The sequence below is a fragment of the Kitasatospora phosalacinea genome, assembly GCF_030268885.1.
GTDB classification, from domain to species: domain Bacteria; phylum Actinomycetota; class Actinomycetes; order Streptomycetales; family Streptomycetaceae; genus Kitasatospora; species Kitasatospora phosalacinea_C.
This window is the reverse complement of record NZ_BSSA01000011.1, coordinates 171,196-189,177: the sequence shown is the minus strand read 5'-3', so window position 1 is coordinate 189,177 and position 17,982 is coordinate 171,196. Positions and strand designations below refer to the sequence as shown.

The following is a 17,982-nucleotide window of genomic DNA, read 5'->3' as shown; positions in this document are numbered from 1 at the left end:
TAGCGGCCCGTGGGGCCGCCGTCCCTTCCCGTCCGCCGAGAGGAGGGCAAAGTCACAGCGTGCGGGGCCGACCCGCGACCGGGCCGCCGGTCAGAGCTTCTCGACGGGGGCGTACCGCAGCAGCAGTTCCTTGCGCCCGGTGGAGCCGAAGTCGACCGTGGCGCGGGCCTTGTCGCCGACGCCCTGGACGGCGACGACGGTGCCGAGGCCGAAGCTGTCGTGGCTGACCCGGTCGCCGACGGCGAGCGCGACGACCTCCCGGTCGGTGACCGTCCGCGCGGACCTGCCCCAGCCGGCCTTCGGCGAGGCGGCGGCGGAGGACCCGGAGCCGCGCGAGGCCCCGGAGGAGCCCGACCCCGAGAACGAGTGGCCGCGCGAGGCGGGCACCGCGGCCGCGCCCGTCCGCTTCCAGTCGATCAGCTTCTCCGGGATCTCCTCCAGGAAGCGCGAGGCCGGGTTGTAGGAGGGCTGGCCCCAGGCGCTGCGCAGCACCGAGCGGGTCAGGTAGAGCCGCTGCCGGGCCCGGGTGAGTCCGACGTAGGCGAGGCGGCGCTCCTCCTCCAGCTCCTTGACCTGGTTGAGGGCCCGCATGTGCGGGAAGATCCCGTCCTCCATGCCGGTGAGGAAGACGACGGGGAACTCCAGGCCCTTGGCGGTGTGCAGGGTCATCATCGTGATGACGCCCGCCCCGTCCTCCTCGTCCGGGATCTGGTCGGAGTCGGCGACCAGCGCGACCCGCTCCAGGAAGTCGGCGAGCGAGCCGACCGGCGGGCCCTCGTCGCCCTCGGGGCGCTCCCCCGGGTCCTTCTCGTACTCGAGGGCGACCGAGGCGAGCTCCTGCAGGTTCTCCACCCGGGTCTCGTCCTGCGGGTCGGTGGAGGCCTGGAGCTCGGCGAGGTAGCCGGTCTCCTCCAGGACGGCCTCCAGCACGGCGGCCGGTCCGGCGCCGGACTCGACGACCTGGCGCAGCCCGGCCAGCAGCTCGTTGAACTTCTTCACCGCGTTGGTGGAGCGCGCCGCCATCCCGTACGCCTCGTCGACCCGGCGCAGCGCGGCGGCGAAGGAGATCCGCTCGCGCGCCGCGAGGGCGTCGATCATCGCCTCGGCGCGCTCGCCGATGCCGCGCTTGGGGACGTTGAGGATGCGGCGCAGCGGGACGGTGTCCTCGGGGTTGGAGAGGACGCGCAGGTAGGCGAGGACGTCCTTGACCTCCTTGCGCTCGTAGAAGCGCACGCCGCCGACGACCTTGTAGGGCAGGCCGACCCGGATGAACACCTCTTCGAAGACCCGGGACTGGGCGTTGGTGCGGTAGAAGATCGCCACGTCGCCGGGGCGGGCGTGGCCGGCGTCGGTGAGGCGGTCGATCTCCTCGGCGATGAACTGGGCCTCGCCGTGCTCGTCGTCGGCGACGTAGCCGACGACCTGCTCGCCCTGGTCGCCGGCCGTCCAGAGGTTCTTCTTGCGGCGGTTGGTGTTGCGCTCGATGACCGAGTTGGCGGCGGTGAGGATGGTCTGGGTGGAGCGGTAGTTCTGCTCCAGCAGGATCGTCGTCGCGTTCGGGTAGTCCTCCTCGAACTGGAGGATGTTGCGGATGGTCGCGCCGCGGAAGGCGTAGATCGACTGGTCGGCGTCGCCGACCACGCACAGCTCGGCGGGCGGGATCTGCGCGAGGTGCGCCTCGGCGGGGTTGACGTAGTCGCCGTCGACGGTCATCCGGGGCGCGTGGGTGGCGGAGCCGCCGGAGAGTTCGCGCACCAGCGTGTACTGGGCGTGGTTGGTGTCCTGGTACTCGTCGACCAGGATGTGCCGGAACCGGCGCCGGTAGTGCTCGGCGACGGCGGGGAAGGCCTGCAGCAGGTTGACGGTGGTCATGATGATGTCGTCGAAGTCGAGGGCGTTGGCCTCGCGCAGCCGCCGCTGGTAGAGGAAGTACGCCTCGGCGAGCTTCTTCTCCGTCTCGTTGGCGGCCTGGTCGGCGTACGTCTCCTCGTCGATCAGCTCGTTCTTGAGGTTGCTGATCTTGGAGGTGAAGGACTTCGGCGGGAACTGCTTGGGGTCGAGGTCCAGGTCGCGGCAGACCAGGGCCATCAGGCGCTGCGAGTCCGCCGAGTCGTAGATCGAGAAGCTGGAGTTCATGCCCAGCTGCTTGGCCTCGCGGCGCAGGATGCGCACGCAGGCGCTGTGGAAGGTGGAGACCCACATCGCCTTGGCGCGCGGGCCGACCAGCGCCTCGACGCGCTCGCGCATCTCGCCCGCGGCCTTGTTGGTGAAGGTGATCGCCAGGATCTCGCCGGGCTGCACGCCGCGGGCGGCCAGCAGGTGGGCGATCCGGTGGGTGAGCACCCGGGTCTTGCCGGAGCCCGCGCCGGCCACGATCAGCAGCGGCGACCCGGCGTGCAGCACGGCCTCGCGCTGCGGGTCGTTCATGCCCTCCAGCAGCTGCGCCGGGTCGACCACCGTCCGGGCGGCGCCGTTGCGGTGCCAGGCGTCGCGCTCGGCCTCGGCGGCGTGGTCGGTGGCGAACAGCCCGTCGGGGATGTCCTCCTCGCCGTACCCGGGGTCGTACGGTGCGTCGTCGTACGGCTCGTCCGGCGGCGGCGCCTCCTCCTCGGACCACTGCTGAGCTGCGGGGCGGGGGCTCGACCCGACGGCGGGGCGCTCGAAGCCGGGGAGCGGGAGGTCATCGAAGAGGCTACTCATGGCCCTTCGAGTCTATGGCCCGCCGCCGACATCCCGGGCCGCTCCCGGCAGCGGCGACGCCCCTGCAGCCGGGCCCGGGCAGCGCGAACGGCCCGGCCCCCGCTGCGGGGGCCGGGCCGTCCCGGAGTCACGGCAGGTCAGACGCCGACGTCGACCCGCTCGCCGCGGTCGGCGCCGCGCTGCTGCGGGGCGTCGGCCGAGTCGTAGCCGATGAAGAAGGTCGGTCGCTTCTGCACCGCGGTGTAGATCCGGCCGATGTACTCGCCGAGCAGGCCCACGCAGATCAGCTGGATGCCGCCGATGAACAGCATCGCGACGAACAGCGAGGTCCAGCCGGGCACGGTGTGGCCGGCCAGGTAGATGCCGATGGTGGCGGCCAGCATCGCGAAGCAGCCGAAGAAGCTCAGCACGCCCAGCCAGGTCGCGATCCGCAGCGGCGCGGCGGAGAAGTTGGTGATGCTGTCGATCGCGAGGCGGATCATCTTGCTCAGCGGGTACTTGGTCTCGCCCGCGACGCGCTCCTCGCGGAAGTAGGTGACCTGCCCGCTGGGGAAGCCCAGCCACGGCACCAGCAGGCGGTAGACCTGCTGCTGGTCCGGGAGCGACTTGAGGGCGTCCACGGCCTCGCGGCTGAGCAGCCGGAAGTCGCCCGCCTGGGAGGGCACCCGCTTGCCGACCATGCGGCGCATCAGCCAGTAGTACGCGCCCGCGGTCCAGCGCTTGAAGCCGGTGTCGGTGCTGCGGTCGGAGCGGACGCCGTAGACGATGTCGAGCTTGTCGCGCCGGGCGAGCTCCAGCATCTCCGGAATCTTCTCCGGCGGGTCCTGCAGGTCGGCGTCGATGCTGGCGACGTAGTCGCCGACCGAACTGTGCAGACCGGCGGTCAGCGCGGCCTGGTGCCCGGAGTTGCGGCGCAGCTTGACGATGCGCAGCTCCGACCAGCCCTGGCGTATCTCCTCCAGGAGCTCCGCGGTGCGGTCGGCGCTGCCGTCGTCCACGGCCACGACCTCGTAGGAGACGTTGGTGCCGTCCAGCGCGGGGCGGAGACGGGCGACGAGGGCCGGCAGGGCGGCCTCCTCGTTGTACATCGGGATGACGACGGACAGGGTCGTCGTGGCTCGTGCAGCCGCCATGGGGTTTCCCGCCAGAGAAGAGTGGTTCGATGAGTCAATGACGCAGGGGTTCGATTGATCGAGCGCATCCTAGCAAGGCGCTCCCTGCCGGTCCGTCACCCGAGTTCCCGGGAACCCCGGCCACGGCGCGCCGGGCTCGCAGGGGCGGCGCCGGCCGGGCGGAGGCGTCGGACACCGGCCGGGCCCGCGGTCCGGCGGGGACCTCGGCGGGCCTGTCGGACCGCGGTCCGTCCGGTGCCCGGCCCCGGGAGGCCGCCGGACCGTGCTGGTAGCCTGTGGATCGCGTACGGCATGCTAACGAAGTCCGCACTGTCGAGCCGGAGTCGTTCCACCTCAGGACTACCGCTCGTCACCGACCGCCTACGCCGCTGCCCGGCGGTAAGGCGGTCCCCTCCCCCGAGGCCCCGCCCCCGCTCCCGAGCCGCGGCCGGCACCGCCTCGTACTCCAGGTCGGCGCAGAGCCACCGAGCACTCCAGGGGGAGAAGACACTCTCATGGGCACCTTTCACGACACCCCCGTGGCGGCGGACTCCCCGCCCGCGGTTCCCGGCTCCCGGCGTCCGGACGGCCTCCGGGGCCGGCTGGAGGGCCCGGGGGCGCTCGGCGCGGCGTGGCGCTTCCTGCCCGCCGTCGCCGCCCTGGCCCTGCTGCTGGCCACCCTGGTGGCGTCCGACACCCCGCTGAACTCCATAGCCAGGTACGGGTTCTACATAGTCTGGGGTGTGCTGCTGCCCGGCACGCTGGTGTACCGCTCGCTGCGCCGCGCACCGCACACCCTGCTGGAGGACCTGGTCCTGGGCGCGGTCACCGGCCTGGTGCTGGAGCTCGCCGCCTGGGCGCTGTTCCTGCCGCTGGGCCTGGCCGGGGCGGCGGTGCTCTGGCCGCTGCTGGTGGTCGTGCCGTTCGCCGCGGTGCCGCGGCTGCGCCGGCACTGGTGGGTGCGCGGCTACCGGAAGGTCCCGGTGGGCTGGTCCTGGGCGGTGGCCGGGACGGTCGCGCTGACCAGCGCCTACCTGTACCGGACGTACCTGTCGCGCACGCCGCTGATGCCCGCGGACGACGCCAGCCGCCAGTTCATCGACCTGTCGTACCAGATGTCGCTGGCCGGCAACGCCAAGCACTCCTTCCCGCTGACCCTGCCGCAGGCGTCCGGCGAACCGCTGCAGTACCACTGGTTCGCGTTCGTGCACGAGGCGATGACCAGCCTGGTCGGCCACCTCGACCTGCCGGTGGTGCAGCTGCGGCTGATGATCCCGGCGCTGTGCGCGCTGACCATGCTGGTCGCCGCGGTGGTCGCGCACCGGCTCAGCGGCCGGATCTGGGCCGGCCCGATCGCGGGCCTGCTGCTGTTCGCGGTCGGCGAGTTCAACGGCGGGCACGGCCAGACCCCGTTCGGTTCGCCGCAGACCACGCTGATGGTGTGGGGCAGCGTCTCCATGACGTACAGCCAGCCGCTGCTGCTGGCGCTGGTCGCCACCGCGGGCGACGCGCTGCGCCGCCCCGAGCGGGAGACCGGGTCGCCGGTGCCGCTGCTGGGCGGCCGCGCCGCGTACGTGCTGACGGTGCTGTTCGCCTTCGCCTCCAGCGCCGCCAAGGCCACCTCCGTCCCGGTCACCCTGGCGGGCCTCGCGCTGGCGGGCGCGGTCGGGCTGCTGGTGAACCGGCGGATCCCGTGGACGGTGGTCGGGCTCGGCGCGATCGTGGCCGCCGCCCAGCTGTTCTCCACCGCGGTGATCTTCGCGTTCAAGACGTACGGCCTGGCCGTGGACCCGTTCTCCAACCTCCGCTACGGCTGGGCCGACCCGCAGGGCCTGCGCGGCGCCTCCGGCCAGGCCGTGGTGGTGGCGCTGGTGCTGTTCGCCTTCGTGGTCAACACCCAGCTGCGGGTGGCGGGCGCGCTGCCGCTGCTGTGGCGCAGCCGGTTGAGGCTGGAGCCGGTGCAGTGGTTCCTGCTCGGCGGCGCCGTGGCCGGTCCGGCGGTGTTCGTCCTGGTGAGCGGCTGGAACGCCGGCTACTTCACGCACGCGGGCCTGGTCTTCGGCGTGCTGCTGTCCGCCTGGGGCTACTGCGAGTCCTTCGAGCGGGCCGACCTCGGCCGGGCCGGGCGGGTCGGGCTGGCCGCCTTCGCGACGGGCTGGACGGTGCTGCTGACCTGGTTCGTCGTCGACAAGCACGACTACGCCTGGCTGGACCGGCTCTCCCGGCACCTGCACGGCCTGCACCCGACGAGGAGCGGCTTCCTGCGCGCCTTCCTGAGCGGCAACCCGGACGGGAACGGCTCCGCGTCCGGGCTGTTCCCGATCGTCGCGGCCGGCCTGGCGCTGCTCGGCCTCGGCGTGCTGTGCGCGCTGCTGTGGTGGGGCCTGTCCCGCGCGCTGCCGCGGATGCGCCGCCGCGGCGGCGTGGTGCTGCTGACCGCCGCGCTGCTGGCGGGCGCCCCGACGCTGGTGCTGGACCTGCCCAAGCCGGTCTGGGACGCGACGGTCTGGGGCTCGATGCCGCTGCCCGCCGGCAAGGTGGACGCGGCCCGCTGGGTGCGTGCGCACAGCGAGCCGACGGACGTGCTGGCGACCAACGAGCACTGCTGGTCGTACGACGACTTCGCCGACCCGGCCGCCCCGTGCAACGACTACCGGGACTTCGCGCTGAGCGCCTACTCGGAGCGCTCGGTGCTGGTCGAGGGCTGGGCCTTCGCCCCGCGGGTGATGGCCGGCACCGACCCGAACTTCTGGGACCAGCCGCTGCTGGCGCTGAACGACGAGGCGTTCTACCGGCCGACCGCGCAGGTGCTGGCGCAGCTGCACGGCGAGCACCACGTGCGCTACCTGTTCGTGAACCGCAAGGTCCGCGCCGAGTCGCCCGCGCTGGCGGCGCTGGCCACCAAGGTGTTCGACAACGGCCGGATCGGCGTCTACGAGCTGCGCTGACCGTTCCCCCGTGGTGCCGGAAGGGCCCGGGACGCCTCCGCGGAGGCGTCCCGGGCCCTTCCGGCGTCCGTCCGGTCGGCAGCGGCCGGGTCAGGAGGTGCGCTGCAGCAGGGTCACGGTCATCTGACGGACCTTGGTGACCTCGACCGGGGCGAACTTCGACTTGAGCAGTGCGGTCTGGGCGGGCGGCAGGCCCTCGAAGGGGTCGCCCTTGTTCTCGAAGGCGTAGGTGACCATCCAGATCCGCTGGGTGTCGCCGAGGCAGGCGGCCGGGTCGGGGCACTCCTTGGCGAACAGGTCGTTGCGGTCGATCGCGCTCTTGGCGACGAACACGTCCTTCGGCTGGACGCGGTCCGGCAGGTAGTAGTCCAGCGCGATGTCCATCATCATCCACGCCTCGTCGCCGCGGACCGGGAGGACCGCGTCGCCGGGCCGGTACCCGGCCGCGATGGTCCGGGCCGCGCCGCGCTCGTCGGAGTACTCGTGCGCGGTGGTGACGCGCAGGTGCTCCTGGGTGTCCATGCCGAGGTAGCCGGTGCCGAGCAGGAACACCAGCGCCATCCACACCCGGGGCCGCAGCGCGGTGATCGCCGCGGCGGCCACCACGCACCAGGCGGGCACGGTGAACAGCAGGTAGCGGTCCATGAAGTACGAGGTCTTGCCCTGCGAGACGAGGTAGACCGCGGCGATCGGCAGCGCCGCGATCATGCCGATCTCGACCGCCCGGCGGCGGTTCCCGCTCCACGCCAGCGGCATCACGGCCATCGCCAGGAAGATGCCGCCGACCAGCGGGTCGCCGAACACGCCGTTCCAGAAGGGCTGGAAGGAGGTCAGGTCGGGCTTGGTGATCCAGGAGATCTGCCGGCCGACCTGCCGGCGGCCCAGCAGCACCAGCGGGACGAGCGGGAGGATCGCCACCGCGACCGCCGCCGGGAAGCCGAACAGCAGCCGCCGGTCCCGGGCCGGCCACCAGCGCAGCGCCACCACGACGGCGTGCGGCAGCAGGAACACCAGCGAGATCATGTGGAACAGCCCGGCCGTCGCCACGCAGGCCGCGTAGGAGAGCCAGCGCAGCCAGGTCGGCCGCTCCAGGGCGCGCAGCAGCGCCCAGGTGCCCGCGGCGACGAACAGCACCACGAAGGCGTAGCCGCGGACCTGCTGGGCGAAGCCGGAGACCGAGGGGACGACCGCGAACAGCAGTCCGGCGACCAGCCCGGTCCAGGCGCTGCCGAACTGCTTGCGGGCGATCAGCACGACGAACGCGGCGGCCCCGGCCATCGCGAGCGCGGAGGGCAGCCGCATCGAGGTGGCGGAGTCGCCGAACCAGCCGATCCAGAAGTGCAGCAGCAGGTAGTAGGCGCCGGAGACGGCGTCGACGTGGTGCAGCATGTCCAGCAGTTCGCCGGTGCTGCGCTCCGCGGCGCTCCAGGAGGCCAGCTCGTCGCGCCACAGCTGCGGCCGCCAGGACCCCCGTATGCCCAGGCCGAGGGTGATCAGCATCGGCCACACCCACAGGGTGTTCACCACCCACGGCGGTAGTGCGGCGAACCGTCCGGCCGGAGCGGCGGAGCCCTTTCGTTCGGTGGCCGACTGTTCGGCCACGGCGGCTTCCGCCACGTCTTTCCCCTTAGGACGCATGTGTGCAAGGACCGGTTCGGTGCTTCGGCGTCAGGGGGCGTCCGGGTAGACCCAGGTCAGATAGCCGCCGTAGACGGCGGAGCACGCCGCTGCCGAAACGACGACCAGCATAGTGGCCGCCCGGTTGCGCAACCGCGCCAGCCCGAGGGCCGCGGGCAGCAGCAGGGAGAAGGCCGGGAGCAGGAAACGGACCCTGGAGTTGAAGTACGCGGCGTCGCCGAGCGCGACCAGCAGCAGCACCGCGCCGTACGTCAGCAGCCAGGGCGGCTGGCGCTGCAGGACGCCGACCGCGAACAGCACGACGTACCCGATCAGCACGATCGCGGTGACCGCCTCGGTCAGCCAGACCGGCTGCGCGGAGAACAGCAGCCGGTAGTAGGAGGAGGCGGTGCTGCGGCCGAAGTCGAAGTGCGAGTCCCAGGCGCGCTGGACCTCGAAGTAGGCGTCCCAGCGGCCCCGGCGGTGGCCGACCCAGGCGAGGTAGCCGACGAAGCCGAGCGGGGCGACGGCGGCGGCGGCCACCGGCCGGACCCAGCCGGTGGCGTCGCGGCGGCGGACCGCGGTGACCAGGGCGAGCAGCGCGGCGACGCCGACGGCGGCGGCGACGGCGATGCCGGTGGGGCGGGTCAGGCAGGCCAGGGTGGAGAGCAGTCCGGCGGTCAGCCAGCGGCGCAGCAGCAGGGCGAGCAGGGCCCAGGCGGCGAGGGCGGTGAAGAGCGGTTCGCTGTAGGCCATCGACTCGACGACCGCGCCGGGCAGGGCCCCCCACAGCAGGACCAGCAGCAGGCCGGTGGGCCGGGAGTACAGGCGGCTGCCGAACTCGAAGACGCCCCAGGCGGCGGCCAGCGAGCCCGCCCAGGCGACGGCCAGCGCGGAGCCCGCCACGCTGAGCGGCAGCACGGCGTGGACGGCGGTGATCAGCCAGGGGTAGAGCGGGAAGAAGGCCAGCGTGGAGTAGGGGACGCCGTTGGCGTAGCCGCCGACGTCCAGCCGGTCGGTGTAGCCGTGCACCACGATGTGCTGGTACCACTGGGCGTCCCACAGGGTGGCCAGCCGGTGCAGGGCGGACTGCCCGGGGTCGAGCCGGTGGCCCCAGACCACCACGGCGGCCAGGCCGACCAGCCGCACCGCGGCGTAGCCGCCCAGGGCGAGCGCCGTCCAGCGCAGTCGTCCGGAGCGCAGCAGCCGGCGCGCGGTGCGGGCCGGGCCCGGTCCGGCGGGGCCGCCGGTCGGTGTCGTGCGGCCCGGCTGGTCCAGGCGGTCGGCCTCGGCGGTCACGCTTTCCTCCTGCCGGGCCGGGGTGCGAGTGGCTCGGACGGGGGGTGGGCGGGGGTGGGGACGGCTCCGGCCCCGGCAGGATATGCACGGGGCCGGATCGGGACCGTCGGCGCGCGGGCCGCGCGCCGGTTTTCACCCGGACGGGTCAGTCGGGTTCGCCGTTGCGGCGGATCTGTGCAAAGGCGCTCTCCAGCTTCTTCTTCATCCAGGGCGCGAGCGGCACCTCGACCAGCCGGTGCACCAGGTAGGCGGCGACCATCATCGCGGCCAGCACCAGGAAGAAGGTGGGGTACGGGTCCAGGTGGCGGCTGACCCGGGTGATCACCTGGAAGCCGACCTCCTGGTGCAGCAGGTACAGCGGGTAGGTCAGCGAGCCCGCGACGGTCAGCCACTTCCAGCGGATCCAGTTGAACCAGCCCAGCGCCGAGCCGAGCACCAGCAGGAAGGCGGCGGTGACGTACGCCATGACCAGGTACCAGGACAGGTGGTGCTGGGTGCCGTACTCGTAGCCGCCGATCACGCCGCGCATCCGGTCCTGGGCCATCAGCCAGCAGTAGACGATCAGCGCCCAGAGCACCATGTTCGGCTTGAAGCGGTACATCAGGTACATCGCGATGCCCGCGATGAAGTACCAGGCGTAGGTGGACTGCACCATGGTCTCGAGGATCGGCAGGTTCACCGAGGGCGAGATGGTGGCGAGGAACGCCCAGACGCCGCAGAACGCGACCACGCGCTTGTAGGTCAGGCCCCAGATCAGCAGCAGGCCGAACAGCACGTAGAACCGCATCTCGGCCCAGAGCGACCAGTACACCGGGTCGATGTTGCCGACGCCGAGCGGCATGTTGAACATCGTCAGGTTGGTCAGGATGCGGGTCGGCGTCGGGTGGTGGGTGTCGTCGCCCCATATGGTCGGGACCACCATCAGCACGGCCGAGGTGACCAGCACCGCCACCCAGTACGCCGGGTAGAGCCGGACGATGCGCGAGGTGACGAAGTCGCCGATCGAGCGGCCCCAGCAGGACATGCAGATGACGAAGCCGCTGATCAGGAAGAACAGCTGGACGCCGGTCCAGCTGTAGGCGCCGATCAGGTGACCGAACGGCATCAGCTTCGACGGGGAGCCGTGCCAGACGCCCTGGAAGCGCTCGACGCCGAGCCAGTGCCAGCACAGCACGCCGATCGCGGCGAGCAGCCGCAGGCCGTCGAGCACGTAGAGCCGGGGACGCTTGGCGGATTTGGCAGGGGCCGCGCTGTCCGCCGTCAACGGGGACAGCGGCTCGTGGCTCGCAACGGTCGAAGACATCGGCGCGCTCTCGCTGTGGAGGGACTGAGGAGACCGGCTGCCGGACCCCGGATCGGGGCCGCCGCGGTGCCGGTCGGGAGGAAGCCTACCGACACCGCGGCGCGGCCCCGCGCGCGGTGACCAGATCGTTGGCACACGGCCGCACGGCGCGGGCCGGGCCCCGGACCGGGGAGGAGGGCGCGCGCCCGGCCGGCCCCGGCCGTTGCGGTCTAGACCAGTCGGCGGGCGGTGGCCCAGCGGGTCAGCTCGTGCCGGTTGGAGAGCTGCAACTTGCGCAGCACCGCGGAGACGTGGCTCTCCACCGTCTTGACCGAGATGAACAGCTGCTTGGCGATCTCCTTGTAGGCGTAGCCGCGGGCGATCAGCCGCAGCACCTCGCGCTCGCGCTGGGTGAGCCGGTCGAGGTCCTCGTCCACCGGCGGGGTGTCGGTGGCGGCGAAGGCGTCCAGGACGAAGCCCGCCAGCCGGGGCGAGAACACCGCGTCGCCGTCGGCGATCCGGAAGATCGCGTTGACCAGGTCGGTGCCGGTGATGGTCTTGGTGACGTAGCCGCGGGCGCCGCCGCGGATCACCCCGATCACGTCCTCGGCGGCGTCCGAGACGGACAGCGCGAGGAAGCGCACGCCCTCGACGCCCGCCGAGCGGCGCAGCACCTCGACGCCGCCGCCGCCGGGCAGGTGGACGTCCAGCAGCACCACGTCGGGCCGGGTCTCGGCGACGACCCGGACCGCGGACTCCACGTCGTCGGCCTCGCCGACCACGTCGATGCCGGTCTCGTCGGTGCGCCCGATCTCGGCGCGCACGCCGGTGCGGAACATCCGGTGGTCGTCGACCAGCACCACCCGGGCCCGTCGGCCGGGTGCCGCCTCCTGCGACGCTGCGTCAGTCATCTGCCGCCCTCTCCATCTCCAGCTCGACCTCGGTCCCGCCGTCCGGCGCGGGCCGCACCCGCGCGGTGCCCCCGTTGCGCCGCATCCGGCCGATGATCGATTCGCGTACGCCCATGCGGTCCTCGGGGAGGTCGTCGGGGTCGAAGCCGGGGCCGTGGTCGCGGACGAACACCGACACCGTCCTCCCCTCCACCTCCGCGTAGACCTGGACCGGTCCACCGCCACCGTACTTGGCGGCGTTCACCATGGCTTCCCTGGCCGCCTGCATCTGCGAGGCGATCCGCTCGTCCATCGGGCAGTCGCCGACGCAGACCAGTTCCAGGTGGACGCCGTGCCGGTCCTCGACCTCGGCGACGATCTCGCGCAGGTGCTCGGCGAGGGTGTCGGGGGCGGCCGCGGCGGCGGCCTCCGGGCGGTACAGCCACAGGCGCAGTTCGCGCTCCTGGGCGCGGGCCAGGCGCAGCACCTCCTTGGGGTCCTCGGCCCGGCGCTGGATCAGGGTGAGGGTGTGCAGCACCGAGTCGTGGACGTGCGCGGCGATCTCGGCCCGCTCCTGGGCGCGGATGCGGGCGGTGCGCTCGGCGCCGAGGTCCTGCCACATCCGCAGCATCGACGGGCCGCCGAGCACCAGCACGCCCGCGACCACGGCCAGCGAGGACTCGACGACCAGCGCGACCGGCGAGCCGACGCCCTGGGTGACGAAGTAGCCGATGATGCCGGCCACCACCAGCAGCACCCCGGACAGCACCCGCAGGTAGGCGCCCTTGCGGCTGCCCGGCTCCAGGCCGAACCAGCTCTGCCAGCGCGAGTCGTCGGCCTGCCGCCACACCAGGGCGACGCCGATGCCGACCGCGAGCAGCGGCCACACGTACGGCTTGGCGGTCTGGATGCCGAGCGCGGACAGCAGCGCCATCACGCCGATCACCAGCGCGACCAGGGCGAACAGCTGGCCCATGCTGCCGGCCCGGCCGCGGCCCTCGACCGGGGCGGGGCGCTCGCCGTCGTCGACGGCGGCGGGGGCGCCCTCGTCGCCGTGGAAGGTGCGCTCCAGCAGGTCGCGCAGCCGTCCGAAGCGGCCGGGGGCGGCGTCGCCGCGGCGGGCCGGGCGGTCGGCGCCGGGGGCGGCCTGGTTGATGCCCAGCGGCACCACGACCCAGAACGCGGCGTACAGCAGGGCGCCGATGCCCTCGGAGAAGAACAGCACGATGAACGCCAGCCGCACCCAGGTGACGGGCACGCCGAGGTGGGTGGCCAGGCCCTGGCAGACGCCGCCGAGGATCCGGCCGTGCGGGCTGCGGTACAGCCGCCGGTAGGGCGGCGCACCGGCCGGGGTCTCGGTCGGGGCGGGCTCGGTGCTTCTGGTCTCGGGTGCGGCCACGGCACCGATGGTCGCAGGTGGCGGTGGAGCGGCGCATCAGGGTCCGGCCCCTGAGGTGCCTCAGGGACAGTTCAGGGTCGCTCCCGGGCCCCGGGCGGTTGGGCGGGGCCCGACGGCCCGGAAGGATGGGGAGCATGACGGACGACCAGACCCCGGCGGACCCCCCGGCCGCCCCCGCCGACGGCCGGCCGGCGCTCACCCGCTCCTCCCGGCACCGGGTGGTGGCGGGCGTGTGCGGCGGCCTCGGCCGCTACCTGGACATCGACCCGGTGGTGTTCCGGGTGGTGATCGCGGTGCTCGGCCTGACCGGCGGGCTCGGCCTGTTCCTGTACGGCCTGGCCTGGCTGGTGGTGCCGCGGGAGGCCGCGGACGGCGAGGGCGGCCGCACCGAGCTGCAGCGGGTGCTGACCGGCCGGGTCGACGGCCAGTCGGTCGGCGCGGTGCTGCTGACGGTGATCGGCACCGGGGTGTTCTTCTCCTCGATGGGCGACGGCGGCCAGCTGTTCCCGCTGCTGCTGCTCGCCGCGCTGGTGTTCCTGGGGCTGCGCTACGACCCGGAGCGGCGGCGGCGCTTCGGCGGCGACGACGCCCCGCCGCCCCCGCCGCCGCCCGGCCCGCGGGACCGGCTGGAGGACACCGGCCCGTTCGCCGACTGGAAGACCTGGGGCGAGTCGGTCAGCCGCGACCTGCGCGGCGAGTGGAAGGTCCGCAGCGCCGAGCTGCACGAGCGGATCCGGGCCTGGCACGAGCAGCAGGTCGCGGGCGGCGGCGCCGCCGAGGACCGCCCCGCCGACACCCCGCCGGTCGGCCCGTCCGGCTACCTGTGGGACCCGCGGCACCCGGAGCGCAACCCGTACGGCGGCGCGACGCCGCCGCCCGGGGCGTCCGCCCGGCCGTGGTGGCAGCGCACCGACCTGCCGGAGGGCGACCCGCTGCGCAAGGAGCCGCGCCCGGAGCCCGCCGGGGAGAGCCACCAGGAGCGGATGGAGCGCCGGATGGCGGAGCACCGCGTCCGGCAGCAGGAGGCGATGGAGCGGTACCGGGCCAACATGGAGCGGCACCGCGAGTGGAAGGCCCGGCGCCGGGCGGAGCGCGGCACCTCGGTGCTGGGCGCGTCGGCGGTGCTGGTGGCGCTCGGCGCGTCCTGGGCGGTCGCGGCGAGCGACCACGGGCAGCACCGCTGGTCGACGGTGCTGGCGGTGGCGCTGCTGCCGCTGGGCCTGGCGATGGTGGTCAGCGCCCGCTGGGGGCGGACCCGCGGGCTGACCCTGCTGTCGCTGCTGCTGACGGTGGGCCTGGTCCTCTCGGCCGGCACCTCGGCGACGGTCGCGGGCTCCACCGGCGACCACCGCTGGACGGTCTCCGCCCCGCAGCAGCTCCAGGAGCACTACACCCTGGCGCTCGGCGACGCGCGGCTCGACCTGTCGGCGCTGGACCCGGCGGGCGGCACCCTGCGCACCGAACTGCGGGTCGGCGCGGGCGAGGCCCGGGTGACCGTGCCGACCGGGGTGGAGCTGCGGCTGAAGCTCCACAACGGCGTGGGCAAGGTGACCCTGCCGGACGGGCAGCACTTCAACGGCCCCGGCACCGACGAGGACGTGGTGATCGAGGTCCCGGACGGCCAACCGTCCAGGGGCGTACTGGAACTGACGGTGTCCGTGGGCGCCGGGGACATCAAGGTGGTGCGGTGATGCGGAAGCACCGGTTCGACGTGTACGCGCTGGTCGCGGGCGGGCTGTTCACCGCGCTGGCGGTGCTGTACCTGGTGGCCTCGCTGAACGACCGCGAGGTGAACAGCCGGTTCGTGCTGCCGCTGACGTGCATCGTGCTCGGCGGCGGCGGGCTGGCCGGCGCCCTGGTGGCGGCGGCCCGGCGCGGCCGCGGCGGCGCCCGGGACGACGACCACACCCTGGACTGACGGGCTCAGGAGGACTGCTGGGGGCCGAGCTCCAGCTGGTCGCCGTTCCTGGTGACGGCGTACGTGGGCAGCGGCTTCACGGCCGGGCCGGTGATCACCGCGCCGGTGGCGGCGTCGAACGTGGAGCCGTGGCAGGGGCAGTAGAGCTTGCCGTCCTTGGGCGGGTTGACCGCGCAGCCGGAGTGGGTGCAGACCGAGGACAGGCCCGCGTACTTCCCGGCGGCGGGCTGGACGATGTAGACCGCGTCGCCGCTGGCCGGGTCCTTGACGGTGGCGGAGCCGCCGACCGGGACCTGCGCGGCGGGCACCGCGGGGCCGGGCTGCGGGACGGGGCTGGTCGCGCCGGCGCCCGCCGCGACGGGCGCCTCGTCCCGGCCGAAGCTCGCGGTGAGCGAGCCGGACAGCAGGCCGGCCCCGCCGAGCGCGACGGCCGCGATGCCGCCGTCGAGCAGGGCGCGGCGGCGCACCGCGTCCTCGGCGAGGCCGCGGGCCCGGTCGCGGGCGGCCCGGGCGGCGAGGTAGCCGTCGACCGACAGGTACGGGGTGCCGGCCAGCAGCAGCGGCGTCCAGGCCAGCAGGTAGGCCAGGTCGTTGCCGAGGTAGTACGGGGTGGTGTGGAAGCTGACGGTCAGCCAGAGCGAGGCGGACAGCAGCGCGCCGCCGAGCGCGGCGACCCGGCCCCACAGGCCGAACAGGGTGCCCAGGCCGACGGCGAGTTCGCCGAAGGCGACCAGCAGGCCGAAGAAGGTCGGCGCGTGCAGGGCGGGGCCGAGCGCCCAGCCGACCGGGCTGCTGCCCTCGGCGGCCTTCGTCTGGGCGTAGAACGAGGCGGGGTCGCCCGCCCCGGCCAGGTAGTGCGCGTCGGAGAGCTTGTCGAAGGCGGCGTAGACGAAGGTCACCCCCAGGAACAGCCGCAGCGGCAGCAGCGCGTACCGCGAACCCAGCGCCTTCCACTCGGTGGTCCTGCCGCCGCCCGCCGCACTGCCCGTCCCCGTCGCCATCCTCGCCGCCCTCTCGCTCGCCGCTCGCCGCCTGCCGCCCGCCGTCCGCCGACGGGGTCGGGTCCGATTGTGCCCGGTGCCCCTCCCACACGGCCGCGCCGCCACTCCCCTGGCGCGGGAAGCGGCGGCGCGGTCACACGGTTGCCGGTGGGATCACTCCCACTCGATGGTGCCCGGCGGCTTGGAGGTGACGTCCAGGACGACCCGGTTCACGTCCTTGACCTCGTTGGTGATCCGGGTGGAGATCTTGGCCAGCACCTCGTAGGGCAGGCGCGACCAGTCCGCGGTCATGGCGTCCTCGGAGGAGACTGGGCGCAGCACGATCGGATGGCCGTAGGTGCGGCCGTCGCCCTGCACGCCGACCGAGCGGACGTCGGCCAGCAGCACGACCGGGCACTGCCAGATCTCGGCGTCCAGGCCGGCCAGGGTCAGCTCCTCGCGGGCGATGGCGTCGGCCTCGCGGAGCAGGTCCAGGCGCTCCTTGGTGACCTCGCCGACGATCCGGATGCCGAGGCCCGGGCCGGGGAAGGGCTGGCGACCGACGATCTCGGCGGGCAGGCCGAGCTCCTGGCCGACCATCCGGACCTCGTCCTTGAACAGCTTGCGCAGCGGCTCGACGAGCTGGAACTCCAGGTCCTCGGGGAGGCCGCCGACGTTGTGGTGGGACTTGATGTTGGCGGTGCCGGTGCCGCCGCCGGACTCCACCACGTCCGGGTACAGGGTGCCCTGGACCAGGAACTCCACGGCCGGGCCCTCGTCGGCGACGATGTCGGCCTGGGCCTGCTCGAAGACCCGGATGAACTCGCGGCCGATGATCTTGCGCTTCTGCTCGGGGTCGGAGACGCCCTTCAGCGCGGTCAGGAAGCGCTCCTCGGCGTCGACCACGACCAGCTTGACGCCGGTGGCCGCGACGAAGTCCTTCTCGACCTGCTCGGTCTCGCCCTTGCGCATCAGGCCGTGGTCGACGTACACGCAGGTCAGCCGGTCGCCGATGGCGCGCTGCACCAGGGCGGCGGCGACCGCGGAGTCCACGCCGCCGGACAGGCCGCAGATGGCGCGCTTGTCGCCGACCTGCTCGCGGATCAGCGCGACCTGCTCCTCGACCACGTTGGTGGTGGTCCAGTTCGGGGCGATGCCCGCGCCGCGGTACAGGAAGTGCTCCAGCACCTGCTGGCCGTGCTCGGAGTGCATCACCTCGGGGTGGTACTGCACGCCGTACAGCTTGAGGTCGTCGTTCTCGAAGGCGGCGACCGGCACCACGTCGGTGGAGGCGGTGACGGTGAAGCCCTCGGGCGCGGCCGAGCAGGCGTCGCCGTGCGACATCCACACGGAGTGCCGGTCCGGGACGCCCTCGAACAGCGTGGAGCCGGAGCGGGTCACGGTCAGCGGGGTGCGGCCGTACTCGCGGGCGCCGCTGTTGTCCACGGTGCCGCCGAGGGTCTTGGCCATCAGCTGGAAGCCGTAGCACATGCCGAAGACCGGCACGCCCGCCTCGAAGAGCGCGCGGTCGAGCTGCGGGGCGCCCTCCTCGTAGACCGAGGACGGGCCGCCGGAGAGGATGATCGCCCTGGGGTTCTTGGCGAGCATCTCGGCGACCGGCATCGAGCTGGGCACGATCTCGCTGTAGACCCGCGCCTCACGCACCCGGCGGGCGATGAGCTGGGCGTACTGGGCGCCGAAGTCGACGACCAGGACGGTGTCGTTCTCGGGGACGGACTGGGCGGGTGTATCAGCGGACACGGACGGCCTTCCGGCGGGCGGTACAAGGGGTGTCACCCCCGAGTCTACCGGGACGCTTTCACCCGACTGCCCGCCC

Annotated in this window: 12 protein-coding genes; 3 read left to right on the top strand and 9 right to left on the bottom strand. The window is 73.3% G+C overall.

The annotated features are described in order from the left end of the window. Nucleotides 1-90: 90 nt before the first annotated feature. Both pcrA and QSK52_RS18240 read right to left on the bottom strand, forming a co-directional pair. A complete protein-coding gene (gene pcrA / locus QSK52_RS18245) occupies nt 91-2,700 on the bottom strand; it encodes a DNA helicase PcrA (protein ID WP_285737123.1) in 2,610 nt (869 codons plus the stop codon). A 137-nt stretch (nt 2,701-2,837) separates the two neighbouring features. Further along, the gene (locus tag QSK52_RS18240; protein ID WP_285737122.1) at nt 2,838-3,833 is read right to left on the bottom strand and encodes a glycosyltransferase family 2 protein; all 996 of its coding nucleotides are present in this window, start codon (nt 3,831-3,833) and stop codon (nt 2,838-2,840) included. A 494-nt stretch (nt 3,834-4,327) separates the two neighbouring features. Between QSK52_RS18240 and QSK52_RS18235 the strand changes: the two genes are divergently transcribed. After that, nucleotides 4,328-6,760 (top strand): hypothetical protein, encoded by a 2,433-nt coding sequence (locus tag QSK52_RS18235; protein ID WP_285737121.1) that lies wholly within the window; start codon nt 4,328-4,330, stop codon nt 6,758-6,760. 90 nt (nt 6,761-6,850) lie between these two features. Here the strand turns inward: QSK52_RS18235 and QSK52_RS18230 are convergent, their stop codons facing one another. The 5 genes from QSK52_RS18230 to QSK52_RS18210 form a co-directional block, all read right to left on the bottom strand. Continuing rightward, nucleotides 6,851-8,377, bottom strand: a complete 1,527-nt coding sequence (locus QSK52_RS18230) for a glycosyltransferase family 39 protein (protein ID WP_285737120.1) — start codon at nt 8,375-8,377, stop codon at nt 6,851-6,853. A 51-nt stretch (nt 8,378-8,428) separates the two neighbouring features. Beyond that, on the bottom strand, nt 8,429-9,676 hold the full coding sequence (locus QSK52_RS18225; protein ID WP_285737119.1) for a hypothetical protein: 1,248 nt from the start codon (nt 9,674-9,676) through the stop codon (nt 8,429-8,431). Nucleotides 9,677-9,821: 145 nt separating this feature from the next. Further along, nucleotides 9,822-10,979, bottom strand: a complete 1,158-nt coding sequence (locus QSK52_RS18220) for an acyltransferase family protein (RefSeq protein WP_285737118.1) — start codon at nt 10,977-10,979, stop codon at nt 9,822-9,824. Between the two features lie 209 nt (nt 10,980-11,188). Continuing rightward, nucleotides 11,189-11,869: a LuxR C-terminal-related transcriptional regulator gene (locus QSK52_RS18215; RefSeq protein WP_285737117.1), complete on the bottom strand. Its 681-nt coding sequence runs from the start codon at nt 11,867-11,869 to the stop codon at nt 11,189-11,191. Continuing rightward, a complete protein-coding gene (locus QSK52_RS18210) occupies nt 11,862-13,247 on the bottom strand; it encodes an ATP-binding protein (RefSeq protein ID WP_285737116.1) in 1,386 nt (461 codons plus the stop codon). The genes QSK52_RS18215 and QSK52_RS18210 overlap by 8 nt, the downstream gene beginning before the upstream one ends. Nucleotides 13,248-13,381: 134 nt before the next feature. Here QSK52_RS18210 and QSK52_RS18205 point away from each other — a divergent pair, with 134 nt between their 5' ends. Both QSK52_RS18205 and QSK52_RS18200 read left to right on the top strand, forming a co-directional pair. After that, nucleotides 13,382-14,938, top strand: a complete 1,557-nt coding sequence (locus tag QSK52_RS18205) for a PspC domain-containing protein (protein WP_285737115.1) — start codon at nt 13,382-13,384, stop codon at nt 14,936-14,938. Further along, entirely contained in the window at nt 14,938-15,165 is a 228-nt protein-coding gene (locus tag QSK52_RS18200; RefSeq protein ID WP_285737114.1) for a hypothetical protein, read from the top strand. The genes QSK52_RS18205 and QSK52_RS18200 overlap by 1 nt, the downstream gene beginning before the upstream one ends. A 5-nt stretch (nt 15,166-15,170) precedes the next feature. Here the strand turns inward: QSK52_RS18200 and QSK52_RS39460 are convergent, their stop codons facing one another. Beyond that, nucleotides 15,171-16,166 (bottom strand): Rieske 2Fe-2S domain-containing protein, encoded by a 996-nt coding sequence (locus tag QSK52_RS39460; RefSeq protein ID WP_352230292.1) that lies wholly within the window; start codon nt 16,164-16,166, stop codon nt 15,171-15,173. Between the two features lie 153 nt (nt 16,167-16,319). After that, nucleotides 16,320-17,906, bottom strand: coding sequence for a glutamine-hydrolyzing GMP synthase (gene guaA, locus QSK52_RS18185; RefSeq protein WP_285737113.1), 1,587 nt, complete (start codon nt 17,904-17,906; stop codon nt 16,320-16,322). Nucleotides 17,907-17,982 lie beyond the last annotated feature (76 nt).